This is a genomic window from Synechococcus sp. W70.1 (assembly GCF_047461515.1).
Taxonomy (GTDB): domain Bacteria; phylum Cyanobacteriota; class Cyanobacteriia; order Thermostichales; family Thermostichaceae; genus Thermostichus.
The window spans coordinates 143,238-161,891 of record NZ_JANSHH010000030.1; the positions used below are offsets into that span (position 1 = coordinate 143,238).

Consider the following 18,654-nt stretch of genomic DNA (forward strand, 5'->3'; position numbering starts at 1 on the left):
CCCCTCCTCCACCAAAAACTGACTGCTCCTTTGGATTCAATCGTCATCCAGAATATCAGGCAGCATTCTTAGAAGTCGGCCAGGGCAAAAAGCGATAGCCTGCCTCCTCAACGGCAGCCACGATACCTGGCAGGGCCTCGGCGGTATGAGGCCAGCGGTCATGAAGCAGCAAAACTAGCGGCTGTTCCGAGTTCCTGAGCGCCTGCAACTGAGCGCGAACCCGCTCCACTAGCTGGGCTGGTGTTTGGCCGGCATAGGCATCTTCAGGGCTAATGTTCCAGTAGACAACCCGATACCTCGCCTGTTCCAAAGAATGGCGTAAAGCTGGATCTAGGCGAAAGCCCCCCGGTGGCCGAACAATCAGCTGAGGATCCAAGCCCAGCCTCTTCATCAGCTGGGTTGTCTGCTCCACCTCGGCATAAAATATCTCGTTGCTGCTGTAGAGACGTTGATAATCATGGGTAAAGGTATGGTTGGCTATTGTGTGGTGGTGAGCTTGAATGGACTGGGCCAACTCTGGAAATTGGGAAACATGGGTGCCGATAAGAAAGAAGGTGGCCGGAATCTGTAGCTGATCCAAAACCTCTAAAAGGCGAGGGGTGGACTGAGGCCAAGGCCCATCGTCAATCGTGAGGAAGGCAGAACGGGCCGGCACCTCCAACAAAGGCCCCAGCACTTCTTCCAAAGGCAGTTGCAAGGGCTGGCTATTTTCCGCTGGGTCGAGAAAGCTAGGATCTGGAACCCAGCCATGCTGTAGAAACACCTGTACATAAGCAGGCGCGGGTGTAATCAACAGACGCCCAGTGTGCTGGTCCTGGTTGCCCCAGTTGAGTTGATAGGGCAGTTCCTTGGCAACCTCAACCCTTGTGGAATGAGTGATTACAGCATAGGGAATGTCGATTAGATAATGCCCGTTCAGCCGCTCTTGATAGACCCAAGCAGCAGAGGGAGCCGATAGATAAATGAGTAGTTCTTGCGGATGGCTGCCTTGCAGAATGCGAACACTCTCAATTGGGAGAACGGGACTGTATCCTAGGGTCAAGGTGAGGTTGAGGTTGAAAAGAGGGCGGGCTCCCGCAGCACAGTAATATAGACCCACCAAGAGGAAAGCCAAAAAAAAGATCACCGCCTTCAGAAAATGCATGGAGTTGCCAAGGTTTTCACAACAACTACAGAGCAAAAGACTATCACCACTCCCTGCAGCAAGTAGGATGAACCTAAATTGAGTGCAGGCGCTCTTCCCACTTACGGGGAGGTGAGGATCGGCGGATGTCCCGCCAGATGGCCGTGGCGGCCAGCGCTCCATCAGCCACGGCAATCGCCACCTGGTTGAGGCCCTGCTTCAAATCTCCTACCGCAAACAGGCGCGGGTGGGAAGTGCGGCACCACTCATCGGTGAGCAGGTTCTCCCCTTGCCATGTCAAGCCGGGGATCCCTTTCAAATAGTCGTTGTGGTATTTGGCGCCCATGGCTACCAGGCCAGTAGTAGCCTCGATGTAGGTGCCGTCCTCCAGCTCTACTCCTTGCAGCTGGTGGTTTTCTCCAAGAAAGCGAAGAATGGGAGCTTCGTAGAGAGGGTAACCATGATCTGCCAGCTTTTTGCGCATCTCGGGACCGACCGAGCACAAGCCGTGGGTTAACACCGAGATGTAAGGCGTAAACCAGTTGAGGACAAAAGCTGTATTAATCCGATCTTCTGAATTGACAATCAATACTGCTTTCTGATCCCGCATTTCATAACCGTCGCAGATCATGCAGACATGTAGCGAGTAGCCTGCATATTCGTAAACATTCTGCATATCAGCCAATTGAGGCAGATAATCAATAATACCTGTTGCCGCAATCAAATACTTGCTGCGAAAAATAGGGTAGACACTGTTGACTTTCCCCACCTTGACCTTGACAGCAAAAAGCTCCCCCTCGTCTGTAACATCTTCCACATAGCCCCCTAGATAGTCCACCCCCAAGCTAAGAGCGTGCTCCCTTCCTTGTCGCAACAGCTCTCGTCCTGGCGTGTTTGGCGGCAGGCCCAAATAGTTGCGCAAGTCCTGCATCCAAAAAGAGCGGCCCCTGCCCTTTTCCACCACCAAGCAGCTCAAGCCGTAGCGGGCCAAGTAAATGGCTGCCGACAACCCCCCCGCGCCACCGCCAGCAATAATGACATCGTAAATTTTGTTTAAGCCAACTTCTAGGTTCTTGCTGTTTAGTTTCATAAGAAGGGATCCTCTCGCAGGCTTTCTACTAGATAGCCTCCAGGCGTATCGAGGTGAAGGGATCAGTTCCAGCAACCGTCTAGAATAGGGGCTGAACTCTCTGTCAGGAGAAGAGTCGTATGCCGGTCATCCCAGCCGCCATTGCCCTCATCTTTATCGGCTACCTGTTCAGCTCTGTCAAGATCATTAGCCAGGGCTATGAGGCACTGGTAGAACGTCTGGGTAGGTTTCACCGCAAGCTAACACCCGGCTTGCACGTCATCTTTCCCCCCATCGACAGGATTGTGTTCCAGGAAACTATCCGCGAGAAGGTACTGGACGTGCCACCGCAGCAGTGCATCACCAGCGATAACGTTTCACTAATGGCCGACGCAGTGGTTTACTGGCGCATCACGGACATGATCAAGGCTCGCTATGCGGTAGAGGATGTGCAGCGAGCTTTGGTGAACTTGGTGCTGACGGCGCTGCGGGCTGAGATTGGCCGCATGGACCTGGATCAGACCTTTTCCTCGCGCGCTGAGATCAACGCCCGCCTTCTAGCCGAACTGGACGAGGCCACGGATCCCTGGGGGATCAAGATCACCCGCGTGGAAGTCAGGGATATTCAACCCTCCAAAACCGTGCAGGACTCGATGGAAAAGCAAATGGCTGCCGAGCGGGAGAAGCGGGCCGCCATCCTCAGGTCAGAGGGGGAACAGCAGGCCAGCATCAACCAGGCGGCAGGGGCTGCCAAGGCTCAACTCCTGCGGGCAGAAGCCGAAAAGCGACAGCGGCTGCTATTGGCCGAGGGTACAGCTGAGGCCATCAAAACCATTGCCGCTGCCTTGCAAGAACACCCCGAGGCAGCCAACGCCTTGCAATACCTGATGGCCCAAAGCTACATCGATATGGGCCTCAAAGTGGGCAGCAGCCCCAGCTCGAAGGTCATTTTTATGGATCCTCGCTCCATCCCTGCCACCCTGCAAGGGTTGGTCTCGATGGTGGATATCTCCAAGGTTAGCCAGGGATCAAGCTCCCAAGCTTCCGAGGCCCCGCAATTGCGTACCTCGGCCGCATTCTCGTCTGACCTGGAGATTCCTCCACTTAATTCTTAGGTCTCCCCCAGGCCGAAGCCGCTTACGCCCTTCGAGCCGTAGGCTTGGGCCTGCGGTGACCTGGTTTTCCACATTGGCGTCCGTCGCTAGTTGGTAGAGAAGCTGCAACTGGGGTGCGGGCGACAGCCAAGCTAGGGGATCCTGGCCTCCTCATCCCTGCGGCTATGGTAGTTGCGGATCGCCCGCCTGACCAAGGTGAGAAAGGCGTAGGCCCGTTGATCTGTAGGATCCAAGCGCATCACCGTTTGAAAAGCTTCTTCCGCCCGCCGCAGCACCTCAAGATCGATCTGGCCCTCGACCTCTGCTTCCAGTTGGGCCTTTTGCAACAGCAGGGCCCCCCGGTTGTAGTGGGCTGCAGCGTGGCCGGGATCCGCCGCCACCACCGCCTCCAGTTCGGCCAGGGCTGGATCCAGATAGCCACTCACACCCAGCACCCAGGCCAGCTTGTAGCGAGCCTCTGTGTGGGTAGGATCCTCGGCAACTGCCCGGCGAAATGCTTGAATGGCAGCCGGAAAATCGCCCGCCTGAACCGCTGCGATGCCTTCTTGGTAACTGTCGCTGGCCATAGGCAAGGTTGATCCCTGATCTGCAGCTTAGCCCTTTCTAGCTGGGATCTCCCAGTTTTCCCACCCAAATGTGAGAAGCGGTTCAGCGCTTTTCCCCCTGGGCCTGCCATCTGCAGCAGGGGAAACTGCCTCAGCAGGAGATCTGAGATTGCGCGAAGCCCGCTCCAGTAAAACTCTGCCCCTTCCTAGGCTGAACATAGCCACTGAATGTCAGGTCGAACCATGAACGCCAAACTGCTCTTCCTGCCGCTGGCTTTGGGGCTGTCGGTGGCGCCCACCGCCGCTGTTTTTCCCAAAACGCTGGGCATCTACCCCTCGCTGCAAAGGCTACAACTAGCTGACACTCGCCTAGAAACCGGGGCCCGCTCCATCCTCGTCAACCCTCTGCCTTCCGACTTGCAGGTGACCTTGGAGCTGGATCGGCGCGGCTCTAACCCCATCTACCGGCCTGGCGAGCCGATTCGCCTGACTCTCAGTACCAACCGTGACGCCTACGTCTACCTGTTTAGCATCCAAGCCGATGGACGCACTCACCTTATTTTGCCCAATCCCTTCTCAGGTGGAGAGGAGTTTCTGCGGGCCGGCGAAGTGCGCACCTTCCCACCCCCTGGCGCCAGCTACCGCCTGACCATTGCCCCGCCCTTTGGCCAAGCCCAAGTGTTGGCGGTGGCCTCCCCCCGGCCGCTCAACTTCCAGGAGATCGTCGCTTTTGAAGAGGGTGGATCCTTTGCCCGTGTGCAGGTGGAGGGATCCAGACTAGGCGACGCCATCGCCCGCGCCATCCTCGTCGAGAAGATCCCTGCCCGCGAATGGGCGACCACCACTCGCTTCTATCGCGTCGCTCCTCGCTGAGCTCTCAGCTTAGAGCAAGGACGCCCGGCAGCCCAAACCTGCCCAAAAAAGGCAGCGCAGGCTCCCTGGCAAACACTCCGCGCCGCTGCCGCGACAGGGATAGACCGCCTTGTGGTAGGAAGCTCCTCTAGCTACAAGCTGTGGAAGAATCCTCACCCCCTAGGACTGGGGAGAACCTCAACGAAACTTAAGCTCAAGAGAAGAACAGCCGTCAAGCTCACGGCCAACATCAGACCAGCGGGCAGAAATTTGCCAGTTTTGCGGTAGCGCAAGGCAAAAAGAAGGGATCCCAGCGCCGCCGTCCCTAAGCCCAAGCCTAGGCCCCAACGGGGATCCGCTCCCAGGAGGACATAGCTAGCTCCGCTGAGAACCGCTCCCACCAAACCTCCAACTAAAGACTTGAGACTTTTGCCTCTTCTATAACCGACTACTCCGCCTACCAAAAGCAGCACCCCGTAGACGAGCAAAGTAATCCGTGCAATCGCCATGACAAGAAAAAAGTTTCCTACCTTGCTTTAGTCCACAAGAATTTCGCGGATTAGAGGCAGGCGGAGAGTAATGTAACGGTTGAGAACTGAGGGATCGACCGTGCTGAGGGCATATCTTTTCTGACAGGCATTCAGGAGGAGATTGACCAAGTCATCGTCACGCTGATTCAGCCAATCCGGTCTGCCGATCTCGCTGACCAAAGACCAAAATTGACGTATCATCTCAGGAGTCATGGCATCGTCCATCGCCTAGGGTAAGGGCTAAACTGCAAGAGTGAACCAGGCTAGCGATCCCATTCTAGGGAAAACAAGCGCTCCCCAGAACCGACATTTCAGCTCCGTCACAACTTAGGATAAGATGTTACGCTTCCCCACAAAGCTCAGCAAACAGCGACTACCTGCTTCAGAAGGCTTCAAGCTAAAACCTCCAGATCGCTAGCTCCAATAGCTACGAAACCATAGCTGGTACAATGACTCCCCTGGCAACTTTTTTTCTCTGTTTTACCTTACTTACCCAATCCTCAGCGCAGCCACCTTCCTTGTTCTGTCAGTCTAGAGCTTCCCCTTGGGGTTTATCCCCATGTATCTTACCTGTAGCCCCGTCTTATCCTCAACTGAATTTGACCCTAAGCCTGGCTTCCCCCTTGTTGCTGGAGCAACTGCCTGATGACTACTAGCTGGCGCTGATAGACTCTCTACCTGCCGAGCAAGCTGCTTGCCTCCCTAGCCAACAAAGAGCAAATCTGGAAAATCGGGGCAAACAGAGCGCTTGCCTCTTTAACTCCTCCCTAGCCCAACATGAAGCGCGACTTACGGACTCCGTCCTGCTAACCCAAGAAGGCCTCCAGCTTGCTCTTGCAAGAAGACAGCTCTGCTGTCCGCCCTACCCTTGCCCGCTCTGCTTGGACTAGCGGTGTGGGGCACCAGGGACGACGTTTATCTCTCAGATAGCTCCTCATCTCTAGAGTGGATGATTACTCTTCCCCCCTGCCAATCCAAACTCAGGGGTTTCGCTTCTGCCTCGATACCTAGCTGGGCCCAGGCGCTGACCATGGCCGCTCCTACCCCTTCTCGCTCCTCAGGCGCACAGAACGCCAGGAGGGTAGGCCCAGCCCCGCTGATCACCACTCCGTAGGCTCCTGCAGCCAGGGCTGCCGCCTGGACTGCCTTGAAACCAGGGATCAACTCCATGCGGGCCGGTTGGTGCAGCCGATCCTGCAAAGCCACCCTCAGCCAGTCCACCCGCCCCAACTGCAAGCTGCGGATGAGCAGCCCCAGATGGCTGCTGGAAAAAACGGCATCGGCCAAGCTGACGGACTTGGGCAGGATCTCGCGGGCTGCCTGAGTGGAGAGCTTGAAGCTAGGCACCGCTGCCACGATCCCAATGCGCTCGTGCCACTCCACTGGGCAGAACACCCACTGCCCTTGCTGTCCCTGCACACAGAGCTGACAGCCGCCTTGAAGGGCGGGCACCACGTTGTCGGGGTGACCTTCGAGGGCAATGGCCAACTGGAGGAGGGTCTCGGGGGCTAGGTTAAGAGATCCGATGGCATTGGCTCCCAGCAGGCCGCCGACAATAGCAGTGGCAGAACTGCCCAGCCCTCGCGCCAGGGGCACGTTGAGGGTAATCTCAATTTCCACTCCCGGCACAGGCTTGTCCAGCAGCTCAAAGGCCCGGCAGAAGGCGCGATACACCAAGTTGTCCTTGCCCTGGCTGATAGGATCGCTGCCACGATAGTGAATGCTGAGATAGTGAATGCTGAGTCCAGCAGGGATCTCGCGAAACTGGAAGTGGTTGTAGAGCTGCAGGGCTGCACCCATGCAATCAAACCCTGGCCCCAGGTTGGCGGTAGTGGCTGGGACAATTACCTCTACTCGCTCTTTGACCAAGGGAAAGCTCCTTAGCGAACAGTGGTCACCTCACACCTACTATCCCACGGACGGTGGATCTCAGGCTCTCAGGGCCTCAATGGGATCCAGTTGCGCCGCTTTGCGGGCGGGGAAAATGCCAAAGACCAGTCCAACCCCCGTCGAGAGGGAAAAAGATATGACCACTGCCACGGGATCGACAGTCGTGGCCAAGGGGGTAAACATTCGCACTGCCACCAGGAGGCCGCTGCTGAGGAGGATCCCGGCCACTCCCCCGCTGACGGCAATCAGGATAGCCTCGGCTGCAAACTGCTGCAAAATTTGCCGGCTGTCGGCCCCAATTGCCTTGCGCAAGCCAATCTCAGGGGTGCGTTCTGCCACCGAGATCAACATCACGTTCATGATCCCCACCCCACCCACCAGCAGCGAGAGCGCCGCTGTGCCGCTCAGCAGTACCCGCAGTAGAGTTAAAATCCTGGCTGCCCCATCCAGCAACACTTTCTGGTTGCGGATGACGAAGTCATCTTCTCCTATCAGTTGGTGCCGCTGGCGCAACAGGTTGCGGATCTGGAACTCAGCAGCCGGCAAATCTGCCTCGGAGCGGGCTGAGACAAAGATGGCCGTCAACTCCAGGCCATAGGGAGAGCGCCGTCCAACAAAGCGGTTGGCCACCACGTCTACCGGCAGAAACAGGCGGGCATCGTTGTTGCCAAACACTGTTGGCTTGGGGCGCAAAATGCCGACTACCTCAAAGGGCAAGTTGTTGAGCAGCAGCGTCTCTCCAATAGCGGCGGCGGGATCCAAGCCGAACAGCTCGCGGGCGGCCTCACTGCCCAGCACTACCACCGGGCGCTGCTCCTCAATGTCCGCTGGCAAGAGGAAGCGGCCCTCCTCGACCTCTAAATTCAGCACCGACAAATACTCCGGCCAGGTGCCTATGACCTCATAGCGGCGATCCACCCCGCCCCGCACGGCGCGCACATTGACAACAAGACTGGGGACGGCTGCCGATACGGCGGGCACTTCCGCAGCAATTGCCCGCAGATCGTCGAGGGTGATGGGACGGGTGTTGCTGGCGTCCGCCAGGCCCAAGCTGGAAGAAAAGACGATGAGCAAATTGGTGCCCAAAGCCCGAAACTGATCCACAGCCAGCTCCTGGGCAGCATGGCCAAAGCCAGCAATGGCTACCACTGCCGCGTTGCCGATGAGGATCCCCAGCATGCTCAAGCCTGTGCGCAAGCGGTGCCGTCGCACCATTTGCCAGGCCATTTTGGCTGCAACCAGAAAGCTCATGGGTGCGGCCTAACTCTCCCACTTCGGCTAGGACGGCGCTCTTGTGGAAGCAAACTCTGCAGGGTTACTCCTGGCGGCAGCGCCGTAAAGACCCGATCCCCCGCCTGCAGGCCGGAGAGGATCTGGGTGATCCCTCCCTGGGTGAGGCCCGTTTCTACTGGCCGATAGACAGGCCGCTGGGTTTGCGGATCCAACAGGATTACCCCCTCTTGGCCCCCCTCCCGCAGGATGGCCACCGAGGGCACCGTGAGGGCTTGGGGTTGCTGCTCCCCGAGAAAATCCACCGAGACGTTCATGCCAATGCGCAAAAAGTCTGCCTCCTGCTCCGGCTCGATCGCGACCCGAAAGACGGTGACCTCCCGCACCACCACCGTGGCAGGGGCAATCCGCTTCACCCGTCCCCGTACCACTCGATCCGGATAGGCCAGGGATCGGATCTCCACCGGCTGTCCCACCCGCACCTGGGCAATTTGTGCCTCCGGCACCTCCGCTCGCACCTCGATCCCCTGGGCCAGCGCCAGGATGGAGCTGGAGGAAGCAGCAGTGGCGTCGGAAGCTGCGGTTGTGGGAGTTACAAAGGATCCCACCTCGGCAAAGCGCTGCACCACCACACCGGAAAAGGGCGCCCGGATCTCGGCCTCAGCTAGGCGAGATTGCCGCTGGGCTAGCTCGGCTTGGGCCTGGGCAATCTGGGCTTGGATCTGCCGCAGCGTTTCTGGGCGGCTACCTGACTGCAATCGCTCCAGCTCTTGTTGGGCAGCTTGCAAGTCCGCTTGCGCTTGTTCCAAGCGAGCTAGGCGTTGATCCAGCTCGCTGCGGGCTACAGCCCCCTCCTGCACCAGCGCCTGAATCCGTTCCAGCTCCTTTTGGGCCAAACTCACCTGCGCCTGCGCCGCATCCACCCTGGCCTGGGCTGCTGCGATGACCTGGGGTCGCTCGCCGGCTTGCAATTCCGCCAGGCGGGCCTGTAGCTCTTGGATGCGGGCTTGGGCTTGGCGAATGCCGCTAGTTAGATCGCCGTAGTCCATCCGGGCTAGCACCTGCCCTGCCACCACCTCATCTCCCTGATCCACCAATAGCTCCGCCAAACGGCCCGCCTCTCGAGGACCGACATTTACCTGACGAATGGGCTGCACCTGGCCGCTTACCCGCAGCCGTTGGACTAGATCCACTACCTCGACGGGCACCGTCAACCTTTGTAGGCGCTGTACCCTCTGCTGCTGGAGGTACCGCTGAACCAAAATACCACCCCCTCCCACGCTGGCCAGCAGCAGACCCAAGAGAATCCAGCCAGTAGGCCACCCTTTCCTAGGGGGTTCGGGCTGGAGCAGGGGTTGGTCTGCAGATTTGGCAGGGGGCAGGGATCCTGTCTGGGGCTTCACGGCGTCTCCCGCCTCTCACAAGAGCCTACAATCTAGCCTATCTAGCAAAGAGAGGGGCGCCAACGCAGTCTTGAGCTCCGGGGTCGTCCGGCCCTTCGAGACCTGTACAAAAAGCAGGGGGATTGCTACGATAGTTAGCCGCTGAGAGCGCGGGAAAGCCATGAACGCTCGCATCAACCCCGAGGCCATCCTCCGCCTTGTGGAGGCGGAATACCTGAAGCCGGACCTACCTGAGATCCACGTTGGGGATCAGGTGCGGGTGGGGGTACGCATTCAAGAAGGTGGCAAAGAGCGAGTGCAAACTTTTGAAGGCACGGTCATTGCCATGCGCCATGCGGGTCTCAACCGCACCATCACCGTGCGCAAGGTTTTCCAGGGTATTGGCGTGGAGCGCGTCTTCCCAGTTCACTCGCCGCGCATCGAGTCCATTCAGGTGCTACGGCGGGGCAAAGTGCGCCGCGCCAAGCTCTTCTACCTGAGGAAGCGAGTAGGCAAAGCCACGCGCATCAAAGCCAAGGAAGATCTCCAGGAGGAGGCCCTTTAAAGCTACAGGGAAACTTGCTAGGCTAGATAGAGAGCTAGTCTCTAGTGCGTCCTTAGTTCAGCTGGTAGAACGTCGGTCTCCAAAACCGGATGTCGGGGGTTCGAGTCCTCCAGGACGCGTTACTTAGAGCTCAAGCTGGCCTTTGCAGTGCAACCTGTATACTCTGCCAAGCTAGGCTTTACCGGCCTCTTTCTTGATCCGCTCCAATTCTGCCTGCAGCTCAGCAATCCGCTGGCGCAGTCGAGCTGCCTCTGACAGCTCAATGGCAGTGCTCCCTTCTGCCTCTGCCTCGCCCATATCTTCAATGGTGATTCTGCGGGGGCCACCGGCAGCCTTTCCCTCTTCCTTGCGGTTGACAGTGGCGGCAATAGCGTCCATGTAGGCTCGCGCCTCCTCGGCCCTCATTGCCCCCAGCTCTACCAATTCATCTACTAGAACCTGTACCTGCTTGCGCAGCTCCAGCAGGCGGTCTCTGGCATTCCCAGCCACCTTGGGGACATTGTCGGCAACTAGCGCCGCCAGACCCATGCCGAAGTAAAAGGCTTTTTGAGCCAAGTTGGCAAGGGGATTGTCTTTTTCAGCCATAGGGTGTGCCCTGCTAGTGCCCGTGGAACCCAGCTGCGGGAAAAGGGCGACCTGGGTTGACGCGCCTGCTCAGAGCATCCCGTAGTGCTGCTATCTTCCGATCCTGACACGGTTTGGGCGTCCGAGCCGCACGGACCCAGGTCTTCCAGTAGCCTAGCATTTTTTTTCCTGCTTGGCTTGCTGTCTAGCGGTGAGCCTAGGGAGTGCCTGGCGGCTCCAAATAGACTGGGATCCGCTCTCCCGCCCTCTCGCTGCGCTGTACCTCTTCTTTCTGAGCTTGAGGGATCGCCACGGGCAAGGTAACCGGCTGGGCAACAAAACAACTGGCCACCGGCAGGGCCTGCTCCAGTTCGTCGAGGGGGCGTGGGATCACGGCCACGGCGTTTAGCTCGCCAATGCGCTCTGCCTCGTACATGCCCGCATCGATGGCAATGGCCACGTTGGAGACCGTGCCGCGAATGATGACCGTACACAAGCCGTCGCCAATGGTCTCGTAGGCGGCTAGCTGCACATCGGCTGTCTTCAGCATTGTGTCAGCAGCCCCCACCATGGCGGGGAAGCCGCGGGTCTCCAGCAGGCCCACGGCTAGGTTGCTGAGGCGGCTGTAGCCCCGACTTTGGGCCAGTTGAGACAGCTTGCTGCTAATAGGCAGCACCACCTCTAGGTTGGGCAGGGGCCTTGGGATCACCAGACTGGAGATCTCCTCCTGGTTAAACTGGCGAGCCACTTCAATCCCCTCTTCGATGGCAATGCGCACATCGGCGATGTTCCCCCGCACAATTGCCGTGCAGTAGCCGCCGGAGATCTTCTCAAAGCCAATGAGAGTCACGCCGGCCGACTTGGTCATGGCGTCGGCAACGCGGACAATGACGGGGAAGCTGCGCGTCTGAATAAGGCCCAGAGAGGTGGACATGGCACTCTACTTCCTCGATGCCAGGGTAGCTCTCAGAACCGCCCATCCCGCGAGGAGAGAACCTGACGGTGAGGGTAGATCTTGCCCAACAGCCGCTCCAGCTCGGCACGGCCTGGGATCCCGTTGAGCTTGCCTGCCCCCTTTTGTTCTTGCGCTGGCTCCGCCGCTGCTTGCTCCTGAGGGGTTACCTCTGCCTTAGGAGAAGGAGGAGGGGTCTTGGCCTCAGACACTCCTTGGGCGGGGGCTGCGGGCAACTCTTGCACCCTCTCTGCCTCTTCTGGCTCTGTCTGGGTTACTCCAGTCGCCTCTTCCTCGCTTCGCCAGGTGGGATCCCCAAGTAGCGAGCCGGGAGGAATGACTGCCTGGCGGAGTATTGAACAGTTGAGCAGCGTGGCTTCCGAGCCAATGCAGGCATTTTCGCTGATGGTGCCTTGCCCAATCACCAGCACCCCCCTTCCCAAAGTAGCCCCCGCCTCCACAACCAGGGATCCCCCACAGGCGTGCAGGATAGATCCCGCGCCAATACAGACGCCCCGCCCGATGTGGATACGGCAGCCGGGATTGGCGCGCAGCAGCACCCCTGGGCCGATGCTTGCCTCCTCCTCTATGTCTACCTCACCACTGACAACGTAGTGGGCTTTACCGCTCTGCGCGAGCCAGGCTTGGGACCTGAGGGAGGTGGGCAGAGTGGAAGCCAAGGTGCTTCTCATCGCTAGGGGGCTGGCTGGAAACCAACCCGGAACTCCTCAAGGGGTTTGGATAATCTGCTCCAGCACCCGCCGCTTAGATTTGGGGTCAATGCCCAGCAGGCGCACGTACTCGCCGCGATGTTCCTCTAGGCAGGCCTCCAAGGCTGCTACCACTTGGTCCAATTGCGTGGCTTCAATGGGGCTACAGCTTTGCCAAGAGGAGGTGCGAAAGCGGCGCTTGTCAGCGTGTTCAGTGCCGATGCGGTAGCCCTGGCTAAGTAGTTGCTGGACTTGCGACACCACCTCGCTGCTAAGTCGCCTAGGGGTGGAGGGAGGGGAAACTGCAGCCACCGGCGCTCCTTGAGCTGCTGGCGCAGAAGTGGGCGGCTTGCCACTGGGGGTCTGGATGAGGCGCTCATAGACCCGCTTTTTCCCTTTGGGATCGATCCCCAGCAGGCGCACGTAGTGGCCCTGGTGCTCTGCCAGCGCCGCCCTCAGCTCGGCCAACACCTCTGGCCCACGGCTAGCGCGAAGGACCGGCCCGCTCTGCCAAGAGGAAGTTTTGAAGCGGCGCTCGTCGGCATATTCGTAGCCGATGCGGTAGCCCTGGGCCAGTAACCGGTGCACCTCTTCCTGCAGCTCCAAATCCGGGCTGCTGCTGTCCCCTGCCCCGGAAGCAGAAGTCGTGCTTATCGCCGCGCCCGCCTCCGCCGGACTGCTGCCCACCTGACCTTTGGGGGTCTGAATCACCTTCTCCAGCACCCGCCGCTTGGCTTTGGGATCGATCCCCAACAGGCGCACGTACTCTCCCGCGTGCTCGGCTAGGGCTGCCCGCACAGCCGTTAGGATCTCCTGGACCGAGCCGCTGAAAGTACCCAAGGTCTGCCACGAAGAAGTGCGGTAGCGGCGAGCATCGGCCACTTCCAGGCCAACGCGGTACCCTTGGGCCACCAGGCTTTGGATCTCCTCCTCCAGACGCCATTCCCCCCTGCTGGAGCCTGGCATAGCCACCGAAAGGCGGCCAGAGGATCCCGAGGGGGTTGCGGGACCTTCTGGGGTTTGGATAATCTGCTCCAGCACCCGCCGCTTGGCTTTGGGATCGATCCCCAACAGGCGCACATACTCCCCGCGGTGGGCTGCTAGAAGAGCTTCCAGCGATTGCACCACCTCGGCCTCGTGGGTGCCGAGGATTGGGCCTTCGCTCTGCCAAGAGGAGACGCGGAAGCGGCGGGGATCAGCGTATTCCAGGCCCACCCGGTAGCCTTGGGCCAAGAGGGCGCGCACCTGCTCCACCACCTCTGGACTTAGAAGGGATCCGCTGCCGTTGTGCCCATTGGCAAGAGAGGAGGAAGAACCAGAAGCGCGGGCTTGCATCAGCTCGTTGCGAATAGGAGCAATACAGACGAGGTTCTCGCTGCAGTGGTAGCCCTCCAGCAGGGCTTGGTTAATGCCGATAACGTGCTGAGCAAACTTGGCATCGCTATCTTGGACATCCGGTAGCCGGTCAGCCTCAGCTTGGTTGGTGATGATGGAGCCGGAGCGCACATATTTGCCCGGCGGGATCTCCACATCCTGGATGAGGCAGTGCAACATGATGATGCAGCCATCTCCCACCCGCGCATTGAACACGGTGGAGCGGAAGCCGATGAAGCAGTTGTTGCCTATATAGGCTGGCCCGTGGATCAAGGCCATGTGGGCAATGGAGGTGTTCTTGCCAATCCACACCGAGTAGGGCTGGCCATCTTCCCCAATGACCCGCCCTTGCTCCAGGCCGTGGATCACCACCCCATCCTGGATATTGGAGCCGTCGCCAATGTAGAAGGGGGATCCTTCATCGGCGCGGATGGAAGTTCCAGGGGCGATGAGCACCTGAGCGCCGACGCGCACATCCCCGATGAGATTGGAAAAGGAGTGGACGTAAGCAGAGGGATGAATGGTAGGCTCCGCCAAGCGACGTGACCAGGGCGTTGGCGGCGCAGCGTAGGTTTGAGCAGGCATAACCGTGAGCCTCTAGACCCAATCAAAGAGGAAAGGGAAGGATCCCAGCTAGCGTTGCTCGCGCTTGTTGTAGACGGAGCGACCGTCAATGCTAACGGTGTCAATAATGGCCATCACCACAGCATCCAGAGGGCGGGTTTCGTTTCCCCGCGGTTGGCGAGCCGCGCTACCTTGGCTGACCAGCACCCATTCCTCGGCGCCGGCTCCCACTGGATCAGCAGCCACAGCATAGTCTGGCTGCGGCCGGCCTTCGAGATCGACATACTGCACCACCAGGAACTTCACGCCCGTCAGGCTGGGATCCTTCTGGGTGCTGGTGACGGTACCCCGTACAATCGCAATACGCATCTAGGGACGCGTGAAGGGACGAATGGCATTGACCCCTTCGCGGAACTGGGCCACGTCCTCGGTGTAGCGAATGGGCAACACGTACTCCAGGTTTTCGTGGGGACGGGCAATGATGTGCCAGGAGAGCAGCTGGCCGCCGTTGACCCGCTTCACGGCTTCGATGCCGGCAGCTACCGAGGCCTGCACCTCAGAGACATCGCCCCGCACGATCACGGTGACGCGCCCACTGCTAATTTTCTCGTAGCCCACCAAGGTGACGCGCGCTGCCTTCACCATGGCATCGGCCGCTTCCACTACTGCTGGGAAACCCAGCGTTTCAATCATTCCAACTGCGATGGCCATAGGGACTCCTTACGCTGAGATGGGTTTACCAGCTTCTGCGCTAGGTGCGAAACTGCTCCACCGCTTCGGTGTAGCGAATGGGCAGCACGTACTCCAGGTTTTCATGCGGCCGAGCAATGATGTGGTGGGAGAGAACCTCGCCACCGCTTACCCGCTTGGCAGATTCCAAACCGGCAGCTACCGAGGCCTGCACCTCGGAGACGTCACCCCGCACGATCACAGTGACACGCCCGCTGCCAATTTTTTCGTAGCCCACCAGCGTGACACGCGCCGCCTTCACCATGGCGTCGGCTGCTTCTACTACTGCTGGAAACCCCCGCGTTTCAATCATTCCAACTGCAATAGGCATATCAACTCTCCACCCCTTTGAACGCCTAGTTCCTAAGCACCGTGAAGTTCAACCTAGCAGCTACTGTCTTGCCGATTGGCTGGCTGCTAGGATCTGGCTACTTCGTTGACCTCAAGTGAAGATCCTTCTGTCTCTGCCTCACCTGGTGATCCCTTCAGGAAAACCAACCCTGACTGACCTAGACGCTTCCTCCCCCCTTTTTGCCCAAGAAAGACCTGCTTAGCAACAGACCTCGGACTAGGTTGGGACGAGCCACTAGGAGTCATCGGGATTTCAAGGGAGCCATCGCGCAGCAAGGCAAAGCTATCAACTCTGAGCTCAACCTATCCCTTGCTGAAATCATACAGAGAATTCAGCTGAGATAGCTCAGAGCGAGGATCTCCAACCTAAGCAGAATGATATCCCCAATCATCCCGAATAAAAATCAATATTCTTAATTGGAGTGATAGCTTTTATTAAGAAAGCACGACTGTTGTTAACTGTTAACAAACAGTTCTTGACACTCCTTCTCTTCAGAGTCACCAGCTTAGCCACTCTTTCCCTGACAGCGCAGCGAAGGGGGCACCTCCAAACTATGCGCTTCCAAGAGGCCGGCTTGGCTTAGCAGCTGCCTGGGGGATCCCTGAGCCCAGACGCGGCCTTGATCCAAAAGGATCACCCAATCGCACACCTCAAGGATCAGCTCCAGATCGTGGGAGGCCAGCAGAAAGGTGTGACCTACTTGCTGGAAAAAGGCGATTAGCTGCCGTCGCGCCCGCAGATCCAGGTTAGCGGTCGGCTCGTCGTAGAGCACCAACTGGGGCTGCATCGCCAGGATCCCAGCGATGGCAATCAGACGCTTTTCGCCACTGGAGAGGCGGTGGGGTGGGCGATTGGCTAGATGCAGGGTGCCAGTCCTCTGCAGGGCTGACTGTACGGCGGCGATAATCTCCGCTTCAGGCCAACCGAGATTGCGCGGTCCAAAGGCCACATCCTCCGCCACAGAGGCGGCAAACAGTTGGTCATCGGGATCCTGAAACACTAGCCCCACCTCAGGCCGAAATTGGCCAGGTTGCAGCGGCTCCCCAAACAACGTAATCTGCCCAGCGCGGAGGGGCAAGAGACCCGCAAGAGCAAGGAACAGGGTAGTTTTGCCGGCACCATTGGGGCCGATAACCCCCACCCGCTGGCCAACTTCAACTCTGAGATCCACCCCTTGCAGAACCAGTGGGCAACCAGGGTAGGCGACCCACAACTGGCTAACCTCCACCGCTGGCCTTGTCTTCATCAGAAAAAAACGCGGCACGGCAGCCCCAGGATCTAGCCGCCCTCCAACGTAAGACGACTACACTACTACTATGCAGCAAACTCTGACCCTGGTCTGCAAGCTAGCCCCCCAGCGCAGGCAGCCAAGGCCAGGGACAGAGCTACCTTCACACCTGCGGGATGGAGTTGGCTTTAGCCAAGGGAATAGTCTAGCGTTGCTCCAGATCCTTCTGGCGCCTCTGCATGGCGGCGGGGGTAAGCTGCAAGGTGGGCACGCTGGGGCTGCTTAGATCAATCTGGAGAATTTCCTCGGGCGTACACTCGCAGTAGCGGCCCAGATCCCGCATTTGGTTGAGGATTTGAATTTGCAAGGGCAGGCGGTCAGAAAGCGGCCCCAGATAGACATTGCCCAGCTCAGTGTGTAGGGTAATCCCTCCGCCGGCGTGCCAATCCACTGCCCTGATTGGAACTTCAGACAGTTGCAGGGCTTCGAGCAGTGGCGCCCATTGCTCGGGTGGGTGGCTCTCCCAGCTCAGCACCTCGAACTTAGGCAAGGACTCAAGGAAACGGTAGGGATCCGGGGGCAGCCAGTTGCCCTCTCGATCCACCCAACCCGTTTGGTCGCCTCGGCGAGCACGGGCAATCAGCTGCCGTTCCTGCACCTGGACAACAACTCCCACTGGCAGCAACCGCCGCCGCACCTGGACGCTCTGGAAAGGGGAAGCCGGGGATCCCAGCAAGGCTTTTTCCAACGCTGCTGGCTGCACCTGCCAGATGTTTATCGGATAGGTCAGAGGCAATTGCCCCCGGATCCAGTCGGGATCCACCCAGTGGTTACCGCTGACCTGAATCTGCTCTGGTCGACGAATTTGCCAGTAGGGCTGCTGCAGGCTTTGCACCAGCAGTAGCAGGAGAGCTGTGGAACTGGCCAAGCGCCAGGATCCCTGCCAAAAACGGCGACGCCGCTCTTGGCGCAGAAGTTGCCGCCGTCGCAAAAGTTGCTCGCGGCTGGGCGGAGCAAGAGATACCATTGCCTCCCTCTTTCTTCCGGCAGGGAGCAACCTAACCGGCAATTTCCTCGACCTGATCAACCCGCAGCCAGATCGGAGGGGTGGGAACAGCTCCAAACTTAATCTGGATGTAGTCTCCCTTAATTTCCACCACTTCTCCAGCCGTGTCAAAGACGTAGTTGGGGATCATGGGATCACTGGCTTGGGCTTCCAAGCTGCCCTGCAGCTTCTCACGGATGGCTCTTACCAGGGTGCCTCGCTTGATTGCCATTGTCTTTCCCTTCGGTGCTGATTGATGGGTTGAATCTGGGCGCTAGTCCACTCGCGGCTAGCCTACTTTTTCCGTAAGCTGCGAGCCATCTCGCGGAACCTATCTAGGTCAGATCCTCCTCCGCGGCGTGAGGCCACTCCGCTGCCGCTGTTGGAGGTGGGGGAGCCCTGTTCGGCAACAGGTTCAGGAGCTTTGCTTTTTTCTTCAGTCAACTTAACCTTGCTCAAGGAAGACACCTCCTCCACCACCTCTATCTTGCCGCCAGAGCCAAAGTCTTTAAAGGTGTGCTTCACAATCCTAGGAGTGCGCATGTATTCGATGTTGCCAAGGGTCTTGGCCTCATCCGGGTTGAGAAAGAAGGTGTTGTCTTTCTTTTTGGCCGGCTGGGAAACCGTTTCTGATAAGCTTTGGGAAGCTGCTCGACCACGAGAGCCGAAAAAGCGCCTGAAGATGCCTACCATTGTCTTTTTGCCTGCAGTGCAAGGAAAGAGGAGCCAATCTCTAGAGGCTGGGTCAGTTAGCTGCGGTTACGTAAGGTAACGCCTGGCCCACCTCTGAAACCATGTTAAGCTAACTTGGGCTAGTGCGCCTCCTACCTACAGC

The 18,654-nt window shown here is 58.7% G+C and carries 22 protein-coding genes, 1 tRNA gene and 1 other RNA gene; 4 read left to right on the forward strand and 20 right to left on the reverse strand.

The window, feature by feature from the left end; all coding sequences use genetic code 11:
• Positions 1-55: 55 nt before the first annotated feature.
• Both NW808_RS07495 and NW808_RS07500 read right to left on the reverse strand, forming a co-directional pair.
• Complete coding sequence (locus NW808_RS07495; protein ID WP_414420789.1) at positions 56-1,144, reverse strand: polysaccharide deacetylase family protein; 1,089 nt, start codon at positions 1,142-1,144, stop codon at positions 56-58.
• A gap of 73 nt (positions 1,145-1,217) precedes the next feature.
• Positions 1,218-2,213 (reverse strand): NAD(P)/FAD-dependent oxidoreductase, encoded by a 996-nt coding sequence (locus tag NW808_RS07500; RefSeq protein WP_414420790.1) that lies wholly within the window; start codon positions 2,211-2,213, stop codon positions 1,218-1,220.
• 119 nt (positions 2,214-2,332) lie between these two features.
• Between NW808_RS07500 and NW808_RS07505 the strand changes: the two genes are divergently transcribed.
• Positions 2,333-3,307 carry an SPFH domain-containing protein gene (locus tag NW808_RS07505; RefSeq protein ID WP_414409758.1) on the forward strand — a complete coding sequence of 325 codons (975 nt, stop codon included), beginning with the start codon at positions 2,333-2,335 and terminating at the stop codon, positions 3,305-3,307.
• 131 nt (positions 3,308-3,438) lie between these two features.
• Here NW808_RS07505 and NW808_RS07510 read toward each other — a convergent pair whose 3' ends face one another.
• Positions 3,439-3,873 (reverse strand): tetratricopeptide repeat protein, encoded by a 435-nt coding sequence (locus tag NW808_RS07510; RefSeq protein WP_414420791.1) that lies wholly within the window; start codon positions 3,871-3,873, stop codon positions 3,439-3,441.
• A gap of 222 nt (positions 3,874-4,095) precedes the next feature.
• Between NW808_RS07510 and NW808_RS07515 the strand changes: the two genes are divergently transcribed.
• On the forward strand, positions 4,096-4,725 hold the full coding sequence (locus NW808_RS07515; RefSeq protein ID WP_414420792.1) for a DUF4384 domain-containing protein: 630 nt from the start codon (positions 4,096-4,098) through the stop codon (positions 4,723-4,725).
• A 152-nt stretch (positions 4,726-4,877) separates the two neighbouring features.
• On the opposite strand, the gene NW808_RS07520 is transcribed toward NW808_RS07515, so the two are convergent.
• From NW808_RS07520 to NW808_RS07540, 5 genes are all read right to left on the reverse strand, one after another.
• Positions 4,878-5,213, reverse strand: a complete 336-nt coding sequence (locus NW808_RS07520; RefSeq protein ID WP_414420793.1) for a TMEM14 family protein — start codon at positions 5,211-5,213, stop codon at positions 4,878-4,880.
• 27 nt (positions 5,214-5,240) lie between these two features.
• Positions 5,241-5,459 (reverse strand): hypothetical protein, encoded by a 219-nt coding sequence (locus tag NW808_RS07525; RefSeq protein WP_414420794.1) that lies wholly within the window; start codon positions 5,457-5,459, stop codon positions 5,241-5,243.
• 690 nt (positions 5,460-6,149) lie between these two features.
• Entirely contained in the window at positions 6,150-7,103 is a 954-nt protein-coding gene (gene thrB, locus NW808_RS07530; protein ID WP_414420795.1) for a homoserine kinase, read from the reverse strand.
• A gap of 60 nt (positions 7,104-7,163) precedes the next feature.
• Positions 7,164-8,375: an ABC transporter permease gene (locus tag NW808_RS07535; protein ID WP_414420796.1), complete on the reverse strand. Its 1,212-nt coding sequence runs from the start codon at positions 8,373-8,375 to the stop codon at positions 7,164-7,166.
• Positions 8,372-9,757, reverse strand: a complete 1,386-nt coding sequence (locus tag NW808_RS07540; RefSeq protein ID WP_414420797.1) for an efflux RND transporter periplasmic adaptor subunit — start codon at positions 9,755-9,757, stop codon at positions 8,372-8,374. The genes NW808_RS07535 and NW808_RS07540 overlap by 4 nt, the downstream gene beginning before the upstream one ends.
• Positions 9,758-9,917: 160 nt before the next feature.
• Between NW808_RS07540 and rplS the strand changes: the two genes are divergently transcribed.
• Complete coding sequence (rplS, locus tag NW808_RS07545) at positions 9,918-10,301, forward strand: 50S ribosomal protein L19 (protein ID WP_414394941.1); 384 nt, start codon at positions 9,918-9,920, stop codon at positions 10,299-10,301.
• Positions 10,302-10,347: 46 nt separating this feature from the next.
• Positions 10,348-10,420: transfer RNA gene (locus NW808_RS07550), tRNA-Trp, on the forward strand.
• Between the two features lie 52 nt (positions 10,421-10,472).
• On the opposite strand, the gene NW808_RS07555 is transcribed toward NW808_RS07550, so the two are convergent.
• From NW808_RS07555 to NW808_RS07610, 12 genes are all read right to left on the reverse strand, one after another.
• A complete protein-coding gene (locus NW808_RS07555; RefSeq protein WP_414420798.1) occupies positions 10,473-10,886 on the reverse strand; it encodes a hypothetical protein in 414 nt (137 codons plus the stop codon).
• Positions 10,887-10,931: 45 nt separating this feature from the next.
• Positions 10,932-11,029: signal recognition particle sRNA small type (ffs, locus tag NW808_RS07560), an RNA gene on the reverse strand.
• A gap of 53 nt (positions 11,030-11,082) precedes the next feature.
• Entirely contained in the window at positions 11,083-11,799 is a 717-nt protein-coding gene (locus NW808_RS07565) for a carbon dioxide-concentrating mechanism protein CcmK (RefSeq protein WP_414394944.1), read from the reverse strand.
• Between the two features lie 32 nt (positions 11,800-11,831).
• Positions 11,832-12,497 (reverse strand): hypothetical protein, encoded by a 666-nt coding sequence (locus NW808_RS07570; RefSeq protein WP_414420799.1) that lies wholly within the window; start codon positions 12,495-12,497, stop codon positions 11,832-11,834.
• Between the two features lie 48 nt (positions 12,498-12,545).
• Positions 12,546-14,486 carry a ribulose bisphosphate carboxylase small subunit gene (locus NW808_RS07575; RefSeq protein ID WP_414420800.1) on the reverse strand — a complete coding sequence of 647 codons (1,941 nt, stop codon included), beginning with the start codon at positions 14,484-14,486 and terminating at the stop codon, positions 12,546-12,548.
• A 48-nt stretch (positions 14,487-14,534) separates the two neighbouring features.
• Positions 14,535-14,834 carry a EutN/CcmL family microcompartment protein gene (locus tag NW808_RS07580; RefSeq protein WP_414394949.1) on the reverse strand — a complete coding sequence of 100 codons (300 nt, stop codon included), beginning with the start codon at positions 14,832-14,834 and terminating at the stop codon, positions 14,535-14,537.
• Positions 14,835-15,176, reverse strand: a complete 342-nt coding sequence (locus NW808_RS07585; RefSeq protein WP_414361188.1) for a carbon dioxide-concentrating mechanism protein CcmK — start codon at positions 15,174-15,176, stop codon at positions 14,835-14,837.
• A gap of 40 nt (positions 15,177-15,216) precedes the next feature.
• Positions 15,217-15,525, reverse strand: a complete 309-nt coding sequence (locus NW808_RS07590) for a carbon dioxide-concentrating mechanism protein CcmK (RefSeq protein ID WP_414361187.1) — start codon at positions 15,523-15,525, stop codon at positions 15,217-15,219.
• 526 nt (positions 15,526-16,051) lie between these two features.
• Positions 16,052-16,810, reverse strand: a complete 759-nt coding sequence (locus NW808_RS07595) for an energy-coupling factor ABC transporter ATP-binding protein (RefSeq protein WP_414420801.1) — start codon at positions 16,808-16,810, stop codon at positions 16,052-16,054.
• A gap of 169 nt (positions 16,811-16,979) precedes the next feature.
• The gene (locus NW808_RS07600; RefSeq protein ID WP_414420802.1) at positions 16,980-17,801 is read right to left on the reverse strand and encodes a cell division protein FtsQ/DivIB; all 822 of its coding nucleotides are present in this window, start codon (positions 17,799-17,801) and stop codon (positions 16,980-16,982) included.
• Positions 17,802-17,832: 31 nt separating this feature from the next.
• Positions 17,833-18,051, reverse strand: a complete 219-nt coding sequence (gene ndhO / locus NW808_RS07605; RefSeq protein WP_414394954.1) for an NAD(P)H-quinone oxidoreductase subunit O — start codon at positions 18,049-18,051, stop codon at positions 17,833-17,835.
• 62 nt (positions 18,052-18,113) lie between these two features.
• Entirely contained in the window at positions 18,114-18,512 is a 399-nt protein-coding gene (locus tag NW808_RS07610; protein ID WP_414420803.1) for a hypothetical protein, read from the reverse strand.
• Positions 18,513-18,654 lie beyond the last annotated feature (142 nt).

Coding starts and splice junctions, on each gene's coding strand:
- NW808_RS07495 (WP_414420789.1), bottom strand. CDS start 1,144: ATGCATTTTCTGAAGGCGGTGATCTTTTTTTTGGCTTTCCTCTTGGTG.
- NW808_RS07500 (WP_414420790.1), bottom strand. CDS start 2,213: ATGAAACTAAACAGCAAGAACCTAGAAGTTGGCTTAAACAAAATTTAC.
- NW808_RS07505 (WP_414409758.1), top strand. CDS start 2,333: ATGCCGGTCATCCCAGCCGCCATTGCCCTCATCTTTATCGGCTACCTG.
- NW808_RS07510 (WP_414420791.1), bottom strand. CDS start 3,873: ATGGCCAGCGACAGTTACCAAGAAGGCATCGCAGCGGTTCAGGCGGGC.
- NW808_RS07515 (WP_414420792.1), top strand. CDS start 4,096: ATGAACGCCAAACTGCTCTTCCTGCCGCTGGCTTTGGGGCTGTCGGTG.
- NW808_RS07520 (WP_414420793.1), bottom strand. CDS start 5,213: ATGGCGATTGCACGGATTACTTTGCTCGTCTACGGGGTGCTGCTTTTG.
- NW808_RS07525 (WP_414420794.1), bottom strand. CDS start 5,459: ATGGACGATGCCATGACTCCTGAGATGATACGTCAATTTTGGTCTTTG.
- NW808_RS07535 (WP_414420796.1), bottom strand. CDS start 8,375: ATGAGCTTTCTGGTTGCAGCCAAAATGGCCTGGCAAATGGTGCGACGG.
- rplS (WP_414394941.1), top strand. CDS start 9,918: ATGAACGCTCGCATCAACCCCGAGGCCATCCTCCGCCTTGTGGAGGCG.
- NW808_RS07555 (WP_414420798.1), bottom strand. CDS start 10,886: ATGGCTGAAAAAGACAATCCCCTTGCCAACTTGGCTCAAAAAGCCTTT.
- NW808_RS07565 (WP_414394944.1), bottom strand. CDS start 11,799: ATGTCCACCTCTCTGGGCCTTATTCAGACGCGCAGCTTCCCCGTCATT.
- NW808_RS07575 (WP_414420800.1), bottom strand. CDS start 14,486: ATGCCTGCTCAAACCTACGCTGCGCCGCCAACGCCCTGGTCACGTCGC.
- NW808_RS07580 (WP_414394949.1), bottom strand. CDS start 14,834: ATGCGTATTGCGATTGTACGGGGTACCGTCACCAGCACCCAGAAGGAT.
- NW808_RS07585 (WP_414361188.1), bottom strand. CDS start 15,176: ATGGCCATCGCAGTTGGAATGATTGAAACGCTGGGTTTCCCAGCAGTA.
- NW808_RS07590 (WP_414361187.1), bottom strand. CDS start 15,525: ATGCCTATTGCAGTTGGAATGATTGAAACGCGGGGGTTTCCAGCAGTA.
- NW808_RS07600 (WP_414420802.1), bottom strand. CDS start 17,801: ATGGTATCTCTTGCTCCGCCCAGCCGCGAGCAACTTTTGCGACGGCGG.
- ndhO (WP_414394954.1), bottom strand. CDS start 18,051: ATGGCAATCAAGCGAGGCACCCTGGTAAGAGCCATCCGTGAGAAGCTG.
- NW808_RS07610 (WP_414420803.1), bottom strand. CDS start 18,512: ATGGTAGGCATCTTCAGGCGCTTTTTCGGCTCTCGTGGTCGAGCAGCT.